The following is a 17,036-nucleotide window of genomic DNA, read 5'->3' as shown; positions in this document are numbered from 1 at the left end:
CGTGGGCGTAGCCATTGAGGCAAGCGCTTGCCAATGGTTTATCGAGCGTTTCGCATGTCCGTGTATCGGACTGCGGTGCGCATGGCGCATGGTGTCTGCCCGAACGCCTGCTTGTAGGCGGTGGAAAAGCTGGTAGGCGATCGGTATCCGACTTCACGAGCCGCAACGCTCACGGTGCTGCCTGACGCGAGCAGATCGCGTGCGCGGTTGAGGCGCTGGAAGCGTACGTATTCGCCGATGCCCTTCCCCGTTAACGCTTTGAAGAGTTCTTTGAGCTTCGTTGCTCCCAAGGTGCTGTGCGCGATGATATCAACCGCTCCTATATCTTCGCAGTAGTGGGTATCCGCAAAGGCGATAGCATCCAGCACGGCACGACGATCGTGGGCGCTTTGCGGCAGCTCGGCTTCGCCGAATCGTACGAGCTCGCTCATGATCGTGCAAACAATCCCCAATAGCTGCAGGTCTAATTCGCGGGCGCAGGCTGTCGTGCTCGTTATGGAGTGCAATGCGCGCGAGATGCAAGCCGGCCATACCGATTGCCGCGTTATATCAGCGAGCATCTTGGCTACATTCGAGACCTTCCTATCCGAAAGGGGGGAAAGGCATTCTGCGAAGAAGGCGCGGGAGTAGCGTACTTCGACATACGCGATTCGAAGTCCTGCGGGAAGGGGTGCTACCACCATGCCCATCGGCGGTTGCACGAACGCCAGCACCTCTCCGTTGGCGGGCAAGGTGGAGCTGCCGGAATGCAAGACAACAGATCCGTTTGCATCGATCGAGGAAACGGTAGATTGAAGCACCGTTAGGTCGCATGCGCTCACCAGGCATTTGTCTTCGTACGCCCAAGCGTAGAACCAACCGCTCGACGAAACGTCATCAGCGGTGAACATCACGCCTGTTCCGCGCTGGTTTTCCGCAGGTGCAAGGCCGAGATGCCCGAGGTTTTCGCCGAGAAGGTCTTCAACGGCATCGGGATTTCCGCCGAAAGGGAGTATCGGGGATCGGTTGTGCATCGGTGATCCTCTCAAAATGGTCGCTTGCATTTCGAATTCAGCCGTACAAGGGAACCTTAAGTTAGCAATGCCTAATTTACTATATAGTTATGAAGATTTATCCGTATCTGCAAAGGAGTGCTTTTATGAGCAAGCAGGATGTTTCCCAAACCGCTGTATCGGGATCGTCTCCCAACCGCACGCGCACGCTTATCTACAGCGCTGCATTCGCGGCCATCTATATCGTGGCGATGGTTGCCATCGTTATGGCGACTTCGGCGATTAGCCCGGTTGTCTACCTTGGAGCACCCCTTATCGTCGGGGCAGTGCTTGGCGTCGTCTATATGCTTGCGGTGCTTCGGTCGAAGAGCATCATGCCCGTTGTTATCATGGGAGCGGGTTTCCTTTTGACTACGGGCATGTCGAACCCGTATACGTTTGCTTGCGAGGCCATCGTCACCGTAGTTGCCTGCGTTATCCTTGCCGTGGGCAAGTTCAAGTCAAAGGCTGTCCTCGGTTGCTCCTACGCTGTTTTCAACCTGAACATGGCTATGCCGTTCCTCTTGCTTCTCATCGCCCATGATTCGTTCATCGCGATGATGAGCCAAGCCTACGGCGCCGCTGCCGCAGATGCCATGTCGGCCGTCACCCCCGATTGGATCTGGTGGCTCATCTTGGCGCTTGCCATCGTTGGCGGAATTTTGGGCGCCCTCATCGGCATTAGACTTACCAAGAAGCATTTCGACAAAGCCGGTATCGCCTAAGAGTTGCTAGAACGCCATGGACCTATTCACCTACGGAGACGATTCCAAGAACATAATCAAACTTGATTCCCGAACCAAGCTGCTCGTCTTCGTGATGAGCAGCGTCCTCAGCCTGAGCAATTATCAGCTGGTGCCGCAATTGCTGTTCGGGGCGTTTCTCTGCGCGCTTCTCGTCCTTTCGGGGAAGCGCGCAGAGGGCCTTAAGCTGTTCGCGCTGCAATTCCTATTGCTGTTCACGCGCGAGTGCATCCTCACATCGGGCATCGAGCCCGGTGTTGTGGGCAATGTCCTGAACGGCCTTGTCCTCATCGGGATCTTTTTCTTTCCCATCATGGCTTCGTTCCTGCTCATCGTCCAAACCACCCATATCAGCGATTTCCTTGCAGCATTCCAGCGTATGCACCTTCCGGTATCGGTTGTCATTCCCATTGCGGTGTTCTTCCGTTTCGTTCCGACGGTGCAGGAAGAATGGGCGGGTATCAGCAAGGCCATGGCGTTTCGCGGCATTCGGACCGATCCGTTCGCTATCGTGACGCACCCGATGTGCACCATCGAGTACATTTTGATCCCTATGCTGTTCAGTTCGATGTCCGTTATGGAAGAGCTCGCCAGCGCCGCGATTGCGCGCGGGCTCGATTCGGAAGAAAAGCGCTCGGCGTATGAAACGGTGCGCCTGCGTTGGGTTGACTACCTCACTATCGCGGCGCTCGCCATCTTCGCGATCATCATCTTTGCAACAAAGGGAGCGCTATGATCAAGCTCGAGAACGCCAGCTTCCACTATGCCGGAGAGCATGGTACGGGCGAAGGCGTTGACGATTTGAACCTCACTATCGAAAATGGCGAATGCGTGGTGTTGTGCGGTCGATCGGGATGCGGCAAGACCACGGTCACGCGTTTGATGAACGGACTGGCGCCGGGATTTTACGAGGGCGTCATGGAAGGCAGGGTCATCGTTGATGGCATGTGCGTGAGCGAAGGTCCCCTACATGAAGTATCGCACCTGGTAGGAAGCGTATTCCAGAATCCGAAGAGTCAATTTTTCAACGTTGATACGACCGGCGAGTTGGCATTCGGCTGTGAAAATTTAGGGCTTCCCCAACAGGATATCGCTGCACGCTTGGAGACTACCGCGGCCGATCTGAAACTGGGCGCTCTGCTGGGGCGTAATATCTTCGAGCTTTCCGGCGGAGAAAAGCAGCAGATTGCCTGCGGAAGCGTGTATGCTACCGATCCTCCTCACTACGTGATGGACGAGCCGAGCTCGAATTTGGATAAAAAGGCCATACTGCGCCTGCATGACGCGCTCGCGCGCATCAAGGCCCAAGGTAAGACCATCGTTTTGTCGGAGCATCGGCTCTATTACATGGCCGATCTTGCTGACCGGTTCATCTATATGGATGATGGCCGCATCGTGGGTGAATATACCCACGATGAATTCCTCGCGTTAGACGATGCGGAGCTAGATGCGCTCGGCCTCCGCGCCACGTCCCTCGATGGGCTGCAGCCTCCTGCCAATAAGCGCGCAGGATCGCAGATGGGCGCGACGGCAACGGGGCAGGCGGCCCATGTCGCCATAGAAGCGCTGGACCTGTCATGCAACCGCGGCGACACGCAGATCCTCGATATCGAAGAGCTGCGTATTCCAAGCGGGAGCGTTGTCGCCGTGATCGGCGACAACGGTTCAGGGAAATCAACGCTGGTCGAAACGTTGTGCGGCGTGAATTCCATGCAGGGGACCGTTGCGTTCGACGGAACGTTCTTAACCGATAAGAGGCGCGCAGAGCAAAGCTTTCTGGTGATGCAGGATGTGAATCGGCAGCTCTTCTCCGATAGCGTTATCGAAGAGGTCACGATGAACACCTCCACGACGCGCGAGGAAGCGATGGGAGTGCTGCGCAGCCTTGGCCTCGAAGACACCGCAGACCGCCATCCCGCCTCGCTCTCGGGCGGCCAAAAGCAACGGGTGGCAATCGCTTCGGCGCTGTGCGCCGGGCGGAAGGTCCTTGCTTACGATGAGCCCACCAGCGGTCTGGACCGCACGGGTATGCAGTCGTTCGCGCGCGTGTTGCGGCAAGCGCATCAGCATGCTGACGTATCGCTGATCGTCACGCACGATTTCGAGCTCGTATTGGAATCATGCACACACGTGCTCCATATCGAAAACGGACGCGTTGCCAGCCTTTATCCCTTGGATGATCAAGGCGTCGAGAGGGCGCGCTACTACTTCCAGAGTCCCAGCACCGCCTCGACCAGCAAGCGGCGCAAGAACATAGGGGCTATCGGGCGTATTCTGGAATACGCGGGGCCGTATAAGAAGTACACCTATGCTGCAGTGGTCGTCCTTATCCTGGCGGCGCTTGCTCAAGTGGTGCCCTACGCGCTTATCGCGGGGTTATTGCAGGGGCTCGTCGAGGCCAAGACAATGGCCATGGATGCTGTATGGTGGACGGTAGCCGGTGTTGCCGTTGCGGGTATAGCTTATGCCATCCTCTATCTATTCGGTTTGACGCTGAGCCATAAGGCGGCGTATCACACGCTCGAAAACCTGCGCATATCGTTGCAGGAGAAGCTTGAAGCGCAGCCCATCGGCAGCGTGCGCGCCATCGGGTCGGGTGCGGTTAAGAAATACTTTTCCGACGATATCGAATCCATAGAGCTGCTCCTTGCCCATGCGATACCCGAAGGCATCGCAAATATTTCGGTGCCGGCAGTGACGCTGATAGTGCTTATCGCTATCGATTGGCGCTTGGCGTTATTCACCGCCATATCGGTGGCATTCGGCTATTTCACCATGAAGCAGATGTACACGACGGGCATGGATCGCATGGGGAGCTACTTTGCCGCCTCAAAGCGCTTGAACAACATGATCATCGAATTCGTGAACGGCATGGAGGTTGTAAAGGTATTCAACCGCGAGGGTGATTTGGGATCGCGCTATCAAAAGACGGTCACCAGCTACCGTGATTTCGTTCTCGCATGGTATAAATCCACGTGGCCCTGGATGTCGCTATACGGAAGCCTGCTTGCCAATATCACGCTCTATACCCTGCCGTTCGGCATGCTGTTTGTGATGTCGGGGACGATGTCCCTGACGAAGCTCATCATCGTTTTGTGCATGAGTTTTGCCATTAGCCCCATGCTCGTTCGTCTGATGGCGTTCGGCGGCACTCTTCCTCAAGTGAACTTCAAAATCCAAGCGCTCGAGAAAGCGATGGATCGCGCCCCATTGCATGTGGGCGCCGCGCCCTTTGCGGGGGACGATCATACGGTGAGATTTGATAGCGTGCGGTTCACCTATGGCGGTGCGCAAGTGCTGCGCGGGGTCTCATTTACGGCGCCCGAAGGGAAGATGACGGCGTTGGTGGGCGCAAGCGGAAGCGGTAAGTCAACCATCGCCCGCCTGCTCGTCCATTATTACGATGTGGTCGAAGGCGCCATTACGCTGGGAGGGCAGGATATAGCCAGCATGGATCTGGCGACGTTGGGCAATCAGATCTCATACGTTTCCCAAGAGGTGTTCCTTTTCAACAAGAGCATTTTGGAAAACATTCGCGATGGCAAGCCGGGGGCGAGCGATGAAGAGGTGCTTGCCGCAGCGCGTGCCGCGCAATGCGATGAGTTCGTGCAAAAATTGCCCCGAGGCTATGAAACGCTTGCCGGCAGTTCGGGAGGGCAGCTTTCGGGCGGGCAGCGGCAGCGCATCGCGCTTGCGCGTGCGATATTGCGAAACGCTCCCGTAGTCGTGCTGGATGAGGCGACTGCATTCGTTGATCCCGAAAATGAAGAGAAGATAAATGCCGCCGTGCACCACATGGTGAAGGGTAAGACGGTTATCGTCATCGCGCATCGGTTGCGCACCGTTCAGAACGCCGACACCATTTTGGTGCTAGACCATGGCGTCGTATCCGCGCAGGGGACCCATGACCAGCTTTTGCAGCTGAGCCCCCTATACCATCACCTTTGGGAAACGTCGGAAAGCGCGGCCGATTGGACGGTGTCCTCTTCTTCGGATGCTGCGGAGGAGGAGGTGCGCGCATGCTAGCCTTCGTCCATCGGATCCTGAAGGTTGCCGGGCCGTATGCCCCCCGCATTCGCCTTTCGTTCCTGTTCTCGTTCCTGAAGCAGTTATGTGCGAACATGCCCATCATGCTTGCTATCTTCGCGATCATGATGCTGCTGGAGGGAACGGCTACGGTATCCATCGCCATCGTGTTCGCCGCCATCGGATTTGCCACGATGATGTTGCAAACGCTGTTCCAGTATATTGTGGACAAGTTGCAGTCCGCTTCGGGCTATGAGCTCTTTGCCGATATGCGCCTTACGCTCGGCGATCATCTACGCCGCCTTCCCATGGGTTATTTTACGGCGGGCAACATCGGCAAGATCAGCTCCATCCTTTCGGTGGACATGGTGTTCATCGAGGAAAACAGCATGACGATTCTGGCCGATGCGGTCAGCGACGTATTCTCGCAGGCGATCCTCATCGTATTCATGTTGATCTTAAGCCCGCCGCTTGGATTGGCCATCATCGCAATCGAGGCCGTTGCCGTCTGCATCGGCACCATCATGACCAAGCGTATAACTTACAATAGCGACGTGCGTCAGCAGTCGCTTGAGGATATGACGCAGGCTGTGATCGAGTACACAGCAGGTTTCGGCATTATAAAAAGCTTCAATCTTGCAGGAGAGGGAGCAAAGGAACTGCGCCGCTCATTTGCCCAGATGACCGACCAGAACCTGGAGTTCGAAGGGCGTTACACACCCTATCACCGTGCTATTTTGATTGTATTCGCCCTGGGAACGGCCATCGTATTGTTGCTATCCGCGCACATGTGCATTGAAGGTACGTTGCCCATCCCCTATTTTACCGGCATCGCCCTGTTCCTGTTTCTGATTTTCCAACCGTCGAAACACGTGTATCAGCTGGGAGCCCGGCTATCGATCATGAATTCGGCGCTTGACCGCATCGATGCTCTCATGAACGAATCCGAGCTTCCCGATGACGGTGAGAGTCCCCTGCCCGCCGCTGAGTCCACCATCCCCGAGATTGCATTCGAAGGGGTTGAGTTCGGCTATGGCGAGGCACGGGTGCTGGATGATGTGACGTTTTCTATGCCGCGCGGCAGCATGACGGCGCTTGTAGGTCCTTCAGGCAGTGGCAAAAGCACCATTGCCAACGTGCTCACGCGATTCTGGGATATTCAAGCCGGACGCATTCTGGTGCGTGGGGTCGACGTGCGCGAGATGCCGCTTTCCACGCTCATGGAGAATGTGACGATGGTGTTCCAATGCGTCTACCTGTTTAACGATACCGTGTTTAACAATATCGCCCTCGGGCATGAAGATGCGACCTACGAGCAGGTGGTTGAAGTTGCCAAAAAGGCACGATGCTACGACTTCATCATGGATCTGCCCTACGGGTTCGACACGATTATCGGAGAAGGCGGGGCGAGCCTTTCCGGCGGTGAAGCGCAACGCATCTCGATCGCGCGCAGCCTGTTGAAGGATGCGCCCATCGTTATCTTGGATGAGGCTACCGCGAGCGTGGACGCCGATAACGAAAGCGCCATTCAAAGTGCGATCAGCACGCTTTGCCGGGGTAAAACCACCCTGGTTATCGCGCACCGCTTGAAGACGATCGTTGATGCGGACCAGATTCTCATGATCGATGCGGGTCAGATTGTCGAGCAGGGTACCCATGCTGACTTACTTGCCGCTGGGGGCCGCTATGCTGCTATGGTCGCGGCACAGCAGCATGCTGGCGGCTTGCTCGAGGGGGAAGCATCGTGAAAACACGCGTGAAAATCATAGGGATCCTGGCATGCATCATAAGCATCTTCCTCATTTTCGGCGGTGCTTATGTGCCGGGCCTAGGCGATGTGGTGGCGACCGTACTGGTAGTTGCAGGGTTTGTGCTCCTACTGGGCGGTCTTGCCTTTATCCAGATCCTAGGAAGCAGAGACGAAGCATAGCGTGACGGGCAACCGCACCCCACCGCGTGACGGGCAACCGTATTGGTTGTCACGTGGGGGCATGTGACAACCAATACGGTTGCCCGTCACCAGTCGCGTCACCAATACGGTTGGCTGCCATGGGCAACGCCACGCGTACCCCTTCTGTGCCGCCTCTTTCCCGCGCTATAATCTGCGCATATCGTTTCTCGAGGCGAAGGAGCCGTCCATGCAGGATTGCGAGGCAGCGAAAGCGCAGGTCGAAGTCGAGGAACTGCACTTCGACTCCGGATGGCGCGGCAAGCGCATCCGCACGTGGGTATGGGTTCCCCCTGCCGGCGTTCCCGTGCGGGGCGTGCTCCAAATCGCCCATGGCATGGTAGAGCACGCGTTCCGGTACGATGACTTCGCACGGTTCTTGGCCGCACACGGTTTCGCGGTGGCGGCGAACGACCATATCGGGCATGGTGCGAGTGCGGGAAATTCCGAAGCCATCGGCAAGCTGCCCGTGGACGGTGGTACGATCATGATCGATGATGCCAACGCGTTGCACCTGATCATGCGGGAGCGCCATCCTTCCGTCCCGTATTTCGTGTTCGGGCACAGCATGGGCAGCTTCATCATGCGCGCCTATATCGCCGCATACGGCGAAGAGTTGTCGGGGGCCGTCATCTGCGGCACGGGTCATCAGCCCGCCATCCTCACATCCCCTGCCGCATGGCTGGCGCGGTGCGTTGCCGCGACGCGGGGGTGGGATTATCGCAGTGGATTCCTGCATTCGATGGGTATAGGCGGCTACAGCGCATCGGTCGGACATCCTCGTACGCAATTCGATTGGCTCAGCACCGATCCTGCGATGGTGGATGCCTACATCGCCGACCCCGCATGCGGGGCCATGTTCAGCGCTGGTGGTTACGCTTCCCTGTTCGGATTGGTCCATACGGCATCGTCGCAGGCGTGCGCGGACGCGGTTCCCGCTGGCTTCCCCGTGCTTCTCGTCGCCGGCGGCGAAGATCCCGTCGGCGCAAAGGGAAAGGGGGTGCGCGCAGCGGCTGTCGCGTTGGGCAAGCGCGCACGGGTGACATGCAAGCTCTATGACGGCATGCGTCATGAAATCCTCAACGAACCCGATCATATGCATGTCTACGCCGACATCCTCGCTTGGCTCGACAGCATATGCGCTGCCGCGGAAAGAGGGGCGAGGTGAAATACATTATCGCACTCGATCAGGGCACCACCAGCTCGCGTGCTCTGCTGCTGGATCGCGACAGCATCGTCCGCGGCGTGTACCAGCTTCCGTTCGAGCAGCATTTCCCTCAACCCGGCTGGGTGGAGCACGATCCGCTCGATATCTTGGAATCCCAGCTGGCATCGCTTGTCGGTGTGATGGAGAATTTCAACGTGCAGGTCGACGAGATCGACAGCATCGGCATCACGAACCAACGGGAGACGACTATCCTCTGGGACCGTCGCACGGGCGAACCTATCGCCAACGCGATCGTTTGGCAGTGCCGGCGCACGGCGCCCATCATCGAAGAGCTGTGCTCCGATCCGGAGGTGCGCGAGCGGATCTGCGCGACCACGGGCTTGATCCCGGATGCGTATTTCAGCGCCAGCAAGATCAAATGGCTGCTCGACAGCGTGCCGGGTGCGCGTGCCGCGGCCTCTGCGGGCGATGTGCTGTTCGGCACGGTGGACAGCTGGCTGGTGTGGAACCTGACGGGCGGTGCCGTGCATGCGACCGATTACACGAATGCGAGCCGCACGATGCTCTTCGATATCCACGAGGGTGCCTGGTGTCCGTGGCTGTGCGATCTGTTCGACGTTCCCTTGGCGTGCCTGCCCGAGGTACGGCCGAGCTCGGGCGACTTCGGTGAGACGGCGGCGCAGGTGCCGTCCGCCGCCCATCCCGCCAACCGGCGATGCGCTTCCATCCCCGCTATTCCCGCCGGCATGCCCATCCGCGGTGTTGCGGGCGACCAGCAGAGCGCGCTGTTCGGCCAATGCTGCACATCCCCCGGTCAGGCGAAGAACACGTACGGAACCGGGTGCTTCCTGCTCATGCACACGGGTGCCGAGGCCATCCGCTCGCACAACAATCTGGTGACCACGATCGCCGCCAGCGAGCCCGCATGCGACCACATCGAATACGCGCTCGAAGGGAGCGTGTTCATGGCAGGCGCCCTTATCCAATGGCTGCGCGACGAGCTGGGGCTCATAGGAAGCGCCGGCGAGACGGAGCAGATGGCGACCAGCGTTCCCGATACGGCGGGGGTGTACATCGTTCCCGCTTTCACTGGGCTGGGCGCGCCGTATTGGGATTCGGATGCCCGCGGCGCTGTCTACGGGCTCACGCGCGGGACCCATCGCGCCCATATCGTGCGTGCGGCGCTGGAATCGCTTGCATACCAGGTATGCGACCTCGCACGCTGCATGGAGGCCGACGCGGGGACCCCCCTCCAACTGCTCGCCGTCGACGGCGGGGCGAGCCGCAACGATTTCCTCATGCAGTTCCAAGCGGACATCCTCGATGCCAAGCTGCAGCGTCCCGCGAATTCCGAGACCACCGCTGCGGGGGCATGCTACCTGGCGGGTCTGGCGACGGGGTTCTGGGCGGATATGGACGAGATCCGCAGCAAACGCGTGATCGAGAACGCGTTCATGCCCTGCATGGCAGCCTCGGAGAGGGCGGCCCGCCTAGCGGGCTGGGCGGATTGCATTCGCCGCACCCGCACGAGGTAGGCGGCCTTTCCCCCAGGTGCCGCGCTTGCAGCGGCTCTCGTCGGCGGGAGGAAGCGCGGCTAGCACCGTGATGGAACCAAAAGCCGAATCGCCTTTGCCATCAGGCCGGACGACGACCTTGCGGGTCTGTTGTCCGGCCTTTCCGCCTATGCCACCTGGTGTCTCCTGAAGGCGCGTGCGGCGCAGGGGAGGCATACGACCAGCAGAAGCGCGTAGATTACGGTAAGCGCGCTCGCTAGATCCAGGACGATGGGGCCTGCGGCATAGCTCAGCATGCCCGTGAACATGTCGTTGAGGCCGCTCATCGGGGTGAGGTCCGCGAGTTTCGCGAGGGGAGTCACGAGATTTGCCACCACGCCGAGGAAGATGATTGCGATAGGCGCGACCGCAACGGGCATCGTCGAGCGCAGACGCGACGAAAGCAGGAGCGTGAAGGCCGTGCACCCCATGCAGATCACCCAGCCGGTGAGGATGGCGATGAGGCATACCTGGGCGACGGTGAGCGGATACGGACTCATGAAATCGAACACCTGGAAAGGCAGCCCGCCGCCGTCGGGGCCAAGCAGCCCCAGGTACAGGACCCATACGCACGCGACACAGAGCCACCAGAACATGTTGACGAAGATGAGCGCCGCCACCGCCTTGGCGGCGGGCAGGGCCCTCTTCCCGCGCTTGGTCGGCAGCACGATGGCCGCTGTTCGGTTCTGGTACTCGCCGGCGAACACCCCCGAAACCGCGATGCAGCAGGCGATGACCGCGAGCGCGAGGAAGCTCGTCCAGCTGAAGATGTTGTTCCACCCTTCGGCATATCCGAATGTGATGGGCCATTCGATGGCAGAAATCTTGGCCTGCCAATAGTCACGTTCAGCATCGGTGTAGGGGAAGTAGCCCAAGTAGCCGTCTGCCAGCTCTCCGGCGTTGAATGCCCTGGCAGCCTCCTCGAGGCTTTGGGCTCTGTTTCCATGGTCGTCGGTCATGACCTTGTCGAGCCGCAGGTAATACTCGCTCATGCACACGCGGACGACATTCCGCCAGAAATCCATGCCGTACTCGTCGATTATCTGCCGCCCGGTGAGTCCCTCGAGATGTGCGGCATCTTGGCTCCATCGGTTCCCGGCGAGGTCGAAGGCCGCGATGTCCGCCGCCACGCGCTCGTCATCGAGCACGCCCGCATGGCCCTCTTCGGTATAGCGTATCGCATCCTGGGCCGACATTCCGGTCACGTACTCTCCCGACCTGAGATCCCAGGCCCCGGTGGTGAGCACGTTCATCACGGACATGGCCACGAGCAGCACGAGTGCCACCGCGCACGCTATCATGCCGGCTCTGTTGCCGGCTATCTTCTTGAGTTCGAACCGGATGAGGCTTCCCATCTTCTCTGTCCTCCTTACTTCTCGGCCGTGTCCCGGAACACGTTCAAGTACAGGTCCTCAAGCGTTGGTTCCGCGGCTTTTGCCCCCTCCATGGGGCGGGCGTCGGCAACCACGCGCACCACTGCGTGCCCGTCGGCCGCGTAGCGCACGTTTGCCACGGTCATGCGTGCACTCATCTCCTCGGCACGATGTGCATCCACGTGGCATTCCCACACCTTGCCCGCTGCGCTCGCCACCACCTGCTCGGGCGCGCCGTCCATGATGAAGCCGCCTTGGCGCATGACTAGGATGCGGCTGGCGATGAACTCCACGTCGCTCACGATGTGGGTGGAGAGGACGACGATCTTGTCCTGGGCAAAGCTCGCGATCAGGTTGCGAAACCGCACGCGCTCCTTGGGGTCGAGACCCGCTGTCGGTTCGTCGAGTATGAGGATGGCGGGGTTGTTGAGCATGGCCTGGGCGATGCCGAGACGCTGCTTCATGCCTCCCGAGAATGTCTTTACCTTGCGCTTCGCATCGTCCGCCAGGCCCACCTCCTCGAGCAGCCGCATGCTGCGGGCGTGTCCCTCGCGGCTGCCGAATCCCTTGAGGGTGGACATGTAGCGCATGAAGTCGAGCGCGGTGAAGTCCGGGTAGTAGCCGAAGTCCTGCGGCAGGTAGCCGAGCAGCGCCCGGTAGGAGTCGCCCATCGCTGCGGCATCGCGGCCGTCGACCAAGATCTGCCCCCTCGTGGGCCTCAGAACGTCGCAGACCATGCGCATGAGCGTGGTCTTCCCTGCGCCGTTTGCGCCCAAAAGGCCCGTGACGCCCGGGGTGAGCGTCGCCGACACGCGATCCACGGCGATCCTCGCTCCGAACTGCTTGGTCAGCCTATCCAATGTAAGTTCCATTTCACGAATCCTTGTCTAGTTGTGGGTGCGAGCCATGTGCGGCGAGAAGGAATCGAGCCCTTCTGAGACGGCCTTGAAGGTCATCGCGACCTCGCGGGCGAGCCATGCGAGTGCCAGTGCGGCGGCTCCCGCCCAGACCGCGAGCGACGCCTGCCCGTACAGACCGGGCAGCAGGCCCGCGAGGGCGATAAGCGCGGCCGAGCACGTGGCGGTCCAGGCCATGCAGAGTATCGCTGCCGCAGACGGGGCCGCCTTGCGCAGCACCATGAGCGACCCCGCGGAGGAACAGAAGAAAGGAGGGCAGGCCCAAAGCGCCGCGTCGAAGGCGCTCACGTTCAAGTACGATGACGTCGCGGTCACCATGAGCGAAACTGCCAGGGCCGATGAGCAACCCAGCGCGATGAGTCGCGCCAGCATCACGCTTGCGGCGTTGTTGGGGCACGAGTACTCGAGCTCCGCCACGCCGTGGAGCTTGCTCGCCTGCACGGCGGGCACGCCGACCAGCACGGTGATTGTCGAGAGCGCCCCGACGCAGGGCTTCGCCGCCCCCGCATCGGTCGATGCGCACGCCACCGCGCACATGAGCGCGACGATTGCCGCCTGTGCCGCCCACGTCCATGCGGGGATGTAGCGCACCTGGGCCGCAACGAACGCGACGTGCCCCCCGCTGCGGGGCTGCGACCTGCGCATGCGTGCATCCTCGACGACCATGGCCCGGGCAAGCGAGTTGATCGCCTCCGGCCCGGCTTCATCGCGCTGCGCCGAGTAGTGTTTGCCCAGAGCCGCCTTAAGCCTTGCGCGGCCTGTATCTTTCATCCGGATCACCTTCCCCCAGCTCCTCTTCGAGCAGCCTCAATGCAGCGTTGATACGCCTTCTCGCGGAGAAGCGGCTGATGCCGATCGCGCGGGCGACCTCGCCCACGCCGAGGCCGGATCCGAACCGCAGTTCCACGGCCTCGCGCATCTCGTCCGGCAGATTTGCCAGAGCGGCATCGAGATCTTCCTCCACCGCGCTACGTTCTCCGGCGGCAACCTCGAAGTCGAGGTTCACCGTTTCCAGTCGTTTCTCACGACTGGCATCCACGCAGACGCTCCTCGCTATACGCATGAGGTAAGCGATGGGCTTGCCCTGCTCGCGGTATCCCTGGGCACGCACGAAGCGAAGGAACGTCTCCTGTGCGAGGTCGGCTGGATCATGTCTTGCGGGCGCGTGACGCCTGCAGTACGCCAGCACCTCGCCGTAGCACTCCTCGGCTATCTCCCGCGCCCGGTCTGGATTCAGGCCGTGAGCAGCGTTCCTTGGCAAACCGAATCACCTCCTCTACCCATTACAACGCGAGAGCCGCTTGAAATGTGCGGCTCTCCATAGGATTTTTCTGAGCCTGCGGTAGTTTGTGCGGGTAACGGCATGGGCCGCGAAACCCGTGACGGGCAACCGTATTGACGCGTGACGGCCAACCGGGCGGATTCTAGCGGTCATTGTCGTGACGGGCAACCGTATTGGTTGTCACATGGGGTTATGTGACAACCAATACGGTTGCCCGTCACGCGGCATCACGTCAGCAGCTCGTGATTGCCCCATCAGGTCTCGTCCGAATGCTTCGCAGCCTCCATCCGCATCCATGTTCTTGCCGACTCGAATATGGAGCGGACGCTCTTTCTGTCGTGTTCGCGGAAATTGTTCTGGAACCCGGGCTGATATCGAAGAATGTGCCAAAGTACGGAACGATATTTGTCTCGAAAGGACCGTCATGATTATTTCCATTGGCAGCGATCACGCAGGATACGAGCAGAAAGAACAGCTGAAGGCCTATCTGAAGTCCGCCGGCCACTCGGTTCAGGACCGCGGTTGCCATAGCGAGGAGCGCTGCGACTATCCCGATTTCGCCGCCGCCGTGGCCCATGACGTTGCCGAAGGCCGTGCGGAGCGCGGTGTGCTGGTGTGCGGCACCGGCATCGGCATGGCGATGGCAGCCGACAAGGTAGCCGGCGTCCGCGCTGCCAACATCGTCACGCCCGAGTTCGCCCAGCTCTGCCGCGAGCACAACAACGCCAACGTCATCACCGTGTCCGGCCGCTTCGTCGACCTCGAGACGAACGAGAGGATCCTCGACGAGTTCCTCTCCACGCCGTTCGGCGAAGGGCGCCACACTGGGCGCGTCGCCAAGATCATGTCGCTCGATTAGCGGAAGAGGGGAAACCAATGCCATTTCGATTCCTCGGCGACGCCGATCCGGAAATAGCCAGCGCCATCAGCCAGGAGCTCGCCCGACAGCGCGGGACCATCGAGCTGATCGCCTCCGAGAACATCGTCTCGCCCGCGGTCATGGAGGCGATGGGCAGCGTGCTCACCAACAAATATGCGGAAGGCTATTCGGGTCACCGTTACTACGGCGGATGCGAGAAGGTCGACATCGTCGAGAACCTGGCCATCGAGCGCGCGTGCAAGCTCTTCGGCGCCAAGTTCGCCAACGTGCAGCCGCACTCCGGTGCGCAGGCTAACTACGCTGCATACGCCGCCATTATCAACCCGGGCGACACCATCTTGGGCATGAGCTTAGACAACGGCGGTCATCTGACCCACGGCAGTCCGGTCAACTTCTCGGGCAAGCTCTACCATGTGGAGGCATATGGCGTGGGCGAGGACGAGCGCATTGACTACGATGCCCTGCAGAAGCAGGCGGAAGAAGTGAAGCCGCAGGTCATCGTCGCGGGTGCCAGCGCCTACCCGCGCGTCATCGATTTCGAGCGACTTGCCCGGATCGCCCATAACGTGGACGCGTACCTGATGGTGGACATGGCTCACATCGCCGGCTTGGTCGCCGCAGGCGAGCATCCCAGCCCCATTCCATATGCGGATATCGTCACCAGTACCACCCACAAGACCCTACGCGGGCCGCGTGGCGGAATCATCCTCACCAACGACGAAGCGCTGGCGAAGAAGATCAACAGCGCCGTGTTCCCGGGTACGCAAGGTGGTCCCCTCATGCACGTGATCGCCGCCAAGGCGGTTGCGTTCGGGGAGGCGCTGAAGCCCGAGTTCAGGCAATACATCCACCAGGTGGTCGTCAATTGCGCTGCTATGGGCCGCGGTATGACCGAAGGCGGTCTTCGCTTGGTATCCGGCGGAACGGACAACCATCTGTGCCTAGTCGATTTGACCCCAGCGGATGTGACGGGCAGGGACGCGGAGAAGGTCTTGGAGGAAGTCGGCCTGACCGTTAACAAGAACACCATCCCGAACGAGACGCGTTCCCCGTTTGTGACCAGCGGTATTCGCGTAGGGACTGCAGCAGGCACCACGCGCGGCCTGACCGAGGGGGAGTTCCACACGGTCGGCACGTGCATCGCCGGCGCCGTGTTCGCCTTCGCTCGCGACGATGGGGATGAGCTTGCCCGCATCAAGGATCGCGTCCAGCAGATAATCGACGCGCACCCCCTCTATCCCGAGTTCGAGTTCGTGTGACAGGCAACCGTATTGTTCGTCACATTCGCGGGGCGGGCTGTCCGGCAAACACACCCGAAGCTTCCCCCGAATCCTGGTATGCCCGCAGGGGCGTCGAGAATACACTGAATGGTAGCGGCAAAGCCATGTAGGGGACTGTGTCAAAAGTTCTCCTTTCAAATTGTATGAAACGCCAGTGAAGCGCAGGTGGGGGAAAGGCTGAGTGTGTCTTTCCCCTATCAAGCGAGACGTGTCCCGAAGAGGCGTTCCAAGCCCGTAGGCACGCACGTTGTCGATGTGACGAACAATACGGTTGCCTGTCACGCGGTTGCCTGTCACAGTCCGTCCTTGACAGCCCGTGTATAGTGGCAGGTAATGTGCAAGAAGGAGGCATTATGGCGCAACAAGGAGTGGACCGACCCTCGTGGGACGAGTATTTCATGACGCTCGCCGAAGAGGTGGCCACGCGTTCCACCTGCCTGCGCCGCTCGGTGGGAGCGGTCATCGTGAAGGACCGCCGCATCCTTGCCACGGGATACAACGGCGTGCCGAGCGGTTTGCGCCATTGCGCGGAGACGGGCTGCCTGCGCCAGCAGCTGGGCGTTCCCAGCGGCGAGCGCCACGAGATCTGCCGCGGGCTCCACGCCGAGCAGAACGCCATCATACAGGCTGCCCGGTACGGCATCGACATCTCCGGAGCCAGCATCTACATCAACACCCAGCCCTGCATCGTCTGCGCGAAGATGCTCATCAACGCGGGGATCGAAGAGATCGTATACAAGAATCCCTATCCGGACGCCCTGTCCGAAGAGCTGCTCGCGGAGGCGGGGATGAAGATGCGCGTCTACGATTTCCAGGGCGAATAGCTTTCAGATGT

General features: G+C 60.2%; 15 protein-coding genes. 10 read left to right on the top strand and 5 right to left on the bottom strand.

Annotated elements, in window-relative coordinates:
- Positions 1-38: 38 nt before the first annotated feature.
- Positions 39-1,013 (bottom strand): helix-turn-helix domain-containing protein, encoded by a 975-nt coding sequence (locus tag NOV21_RS03155; RefSeq protein WP_283171756.1) that lies wholly within the window; start codon positions 1,011-1,013, stop codon positions 39-41.
- A gap of 125 nt (positions 1,014-1,138) precedes the next feature.
- Between NOV21_RS03155 and NOV21_RS03150 the strand changes: the two genes are divergently transcribed.
- The 7 genes from NOV21_RS03150 to glpK all read left to right on the top strand — a co-directional run bounded on the left by NOV21_RS03150 (position 1,139) and on the right by glpK (position 10,451).
- A complete protein-coding gene (locus tag NOV21_RS03150) occupies positions 1,139-1,756 on the top strand; it encodes an MptD family putative ECF transporter S component (protein WP_283171423.1) in 618 nt (205 codons plus the stop codon).
- Positions 1,757-1,772: 16 nt separating this feature from the next.
- Positions 1,773-2,510, top strand: a complete 738-nt coding sequence (locus NOV21_RS03145) for an energy-coupling factor transporter transmembrane component T (RefSeq protein WP_283171422.1) — start codon at positions 1,773-1,775, stop codon at positions 2,508-2,510.
- Positions 2,507-5,800: an energy-coupling factor transporter ATPase gene (locus NOV21_RS03140; RefSeq protein ID WP_283171421.1), complete on the top strand. Its 3,294-nt coding sequence runs from the start codon at positions 2,507-2,509 to the stop codon at positions 5,798-5,800. Before NOV21_RS03145 ends, NOV21_RS03140 begins: the two co-directional genes overlap by 4 nt.
- Positions 5,794-7,548 (top strand): ABC transporter ATP-binding protein, encoded by a 1,755-nt coding sequence (locus NOV21_RS03135; RefSeq protein ID WP_283171420.1) that lies wholly within the window; start codon positions 5,794-5,796, stop codon positions 7,546-7,548. The genes NOV21_RS03140 and NOV21_RS03135 overlap by 7 nt, the downstream gene beginning before the upstream one ends.
- The gene (locus tag NOV21_RS03130; protein ID WP_283171419.1) at positions 7,545-7,730 is read left to right on the top strand and encodes a hypothetical protein; all 186 of its coding nucleotides are present in this window, start codon (positions 7,545-7,547) and stop codon (positions 7,728-7,730) included. The genes NOV21_RS03135 and NOV21_RS03130 overlap by 4 nt, the downstream gene beginning before the upstream one ends.
- Before the next feature lie 208 nt (positions 7,731-7,938).
- Positions 7,939-8,916 (top strand): alpha/beta fold hydrolase, encoded by a 978-nt coding sequence (locus tag NOV21_RS03125; RefSeq protein WP_283171418.1) that lies wholly within the window; start codon positions 7,939-7,941, stop codon positions 8,914-8,916.
- Positions 8,886-10,451 carry a glycerol kinase GlpK gene (glpK, locus tag NOV21_RS03120; RefSeq protein WP_283171417.1) on the top strand — a complete coding sequence of 522 codons (1,566 nt, stop codon included), beginning with the start codon at positions 8,886-8,888 and terminating at the stop codon, positions 10,449-10,451. Before NOV21_RS03125 ends, glpK begins: the two co-directional genes overlap by 31 nt.
- Positions 10,452-10,597: 146 nt before the next feature.
- Here glpK and NOV21_RS03115 read toward each other — a convergent pair whose 3' ends face one another.
- From NOV21_RS03115 to NOV21_RS03100, 4 genes are read right to left on the bottom strand one after another with little or no spacing between them, the layout of a single operon-like run.
- On the bottom strand, positions 10,598-11,824 hold the full coding sequence (locus tag NOV21_RS03115) for an ABC transporter (protein ID WP_283171416.1): 1,227 nt from the start codon (positions 11,822-11,824) through the stop codon (positions 10,598-10,600).
- A 14-nt stretch (positions 11,825-11,838) separates the two neighbouring features.
- Positions 11,839-12,714: an ABC transporter ATP-binding protein gene (locus NOV21_RS03110; RefSeq protein ID WP_283171415.1), complete on the bottom strand. Its 876-nt coding sequence runs from the start codon at positions 12,712-12,714 to the stop codon at positions 11,839-11,841.
- Positions 12,715-12,729: 15 nt separating this feature from the next.
- On the bottom strand, positions 12,730-13,530 hold the full coding sequence (locus tag NOV21_RS03105; RefSeq protein ID WP_283171414.1) for a hypothetical protein: 801 nt from the start codon (positions 13,528-13,530) through the stop codon (positions 12,730-12,732).
- On the bottom strand, positions 13,502-14,020 hold the full coding sequence (locus NOV21_RS03100) for an RNA polymerase sigma factor (RefSeq protein ID WP_283171413.1): 519 nt from the start codon (positions 14,018-14,020) through the stop codon (positions 13,502-13,504). The genes NOV21_RS03105 and NOV21_RS03100 overlap by 29 nt, the downstream gene beginning before the upstream one ends.
- A gap of 445 nt (positions 14,021-14,465) precedes the next feature.
- On the opposite strand from NOV21_RS03100, the gene rpiB reads away from it, so the two are divergent.
- The 3 genes from rpiB (at position 14,466) to NOV21_RS03085 (ending at position 17,025) form a co-directional block, all read left to right on the top strand.
- Positions 14,466-14,900, top strand: coding sequence for a ribose 5-phosphate isomerase B (gene rpiB, locus NOV21_RS03095; RefSeq protein WP_283171412.1), 435 nt, complete (start codon positions 14,466-14,468; stop codon positions 14,898-14,900).
- 17 nt (positions 14,901-14,917) lie between these two features.
- Positions 14,918-16,180: a serine hydroxymethyltransferase gene (glyA, locus tag NOV21_RS03090; protein ID WP_283171411.1), complete on the top strand. Its 1,263-nt coding sequence runs from the start codon at positions 14,918-14,920 to the stop codon at positions 16,178-16,180.
- 374 nt (positions 16,181-16,554) lie between these two features.
- A complete protein-coding gene (locus NOV21_RS03085) occupies positions 16,555-17,025 on the top strand; it encodes a deoxycytidylate deaminase (RefSeq protein ID WP_283171410.1) in 471 nt (156 codons plus the stop codon).
- The last annotated feature ends 11 nt before the right edge of the window (positions 17,026-17,036 follow it).

This window comes from Curtanaerobium respiraculi (genome assembly GCF_024609215.1).
Lineage (GTDB): Bacteria > Actinomycetota > Coriobacteriia > Coriobacteriales > Eggerthellaceae > Curtanaerobium > Curtanaerobium respiraculi.
The sequence above is the reverse complement of the archived record's forward strand: the minus strand, read 5'-3'. Positions and strand labels throughout refer to the sequence as shown.

Excerpts from the sequence above, each read along its gene's own strand:
- NOV21_RS03155 (WP_283171756.1), bottom strand. The coding sequence starts at position 1,013 with ATGCACAACCGATCCCCGATACTCCCTTTCGGCGGAAATCCCGATGCC.
- NOV21_RS03150 (WP_283171423.1), top strand. The coding sequence starts at position 1,139 with ATGAGCAAGCAGGATGTTTCCCAAACCGCTGTATCGGGATCGTCTCCC.
- NOV21_RS03145 (WP_283171422.1), top strand. The coding sequence starts at position 1,773 with ATGGACCTATTCACCTACGGAGACGATTCCAAGAACATAATCAAACTT.
- NOV21_RS03140 (WP_283171421.1), top strand. The coding sequence starts at position 2,507 with ATGATCAAGCTCGAGAACGCCAGCTTCCACTATGCCGGAGAGCATGGT.
- NOV21_RS03135 (WP_283171420.1), top strand. The coding sequence starts at position 5,794 with ATGCTAGCCTTCGTCCATCGGATCCTGAAGGTTGCCGGGCCGTATGCC.
- NOV21_RS03125 (WP_283171418.1), top strand. The coding sequence starts at position 7,939 with ATGCAGGATTGCGAGGCAGCGAAAGCGCAGGTCGAAGTCGAGGAACTG.
- glpK (WP_283171417.1), top strand. The coding sequence starts at position 8,886 with ATGCGCTGCCGCGGAAAGAGGGGCGAGGTGAAATACATTATCGCACTC.
- NOV21_RS03115 (WP_283171416.1), bottom strand. The coding sequence starts at position 11,824 with ATGGGAAGCCTCATCCGGTTCGAACTCAAGAAGATAGCCGGCAACAGA.
- NOV21_RS03110 (WP_283171415.1), bottom strand. The coding sequence starts at position 12,714 with ATGGAACTTACATTGGATAGGCTGACCAAGCAGTTCGGAGCGAGGATC.
- NOV21_RS03105 (WP_283171414.1), bottom strand. The coding sequence starts at position 13,530 with ATGAAAGATACAGGCCGCGCAAGGCTTAAGGCGGCTCTGGGCAAACAC.
- rpiB (WP_283171412.1), top strand. The coding sequence starts at position 14,466 with ATGATTATTTCCATTGGCAGCGATCACGCAGGATACGAGCAGAAAGAA.
- glyA (WP_283171411.1), top strand. The coding sequence starts at position 14,918 with ATGCCATTTCGATTCCTCGGCGACGCCGATCCGGAAATAGCCAGCGCC.
- NOV21_RS03085 (WP_283171410.1), top strand. The coding sequence starts at position 16,555 with ATGGCGCAACAAGGAGTGGACCGACCCTCGTGGGACGAGTATTTCATG.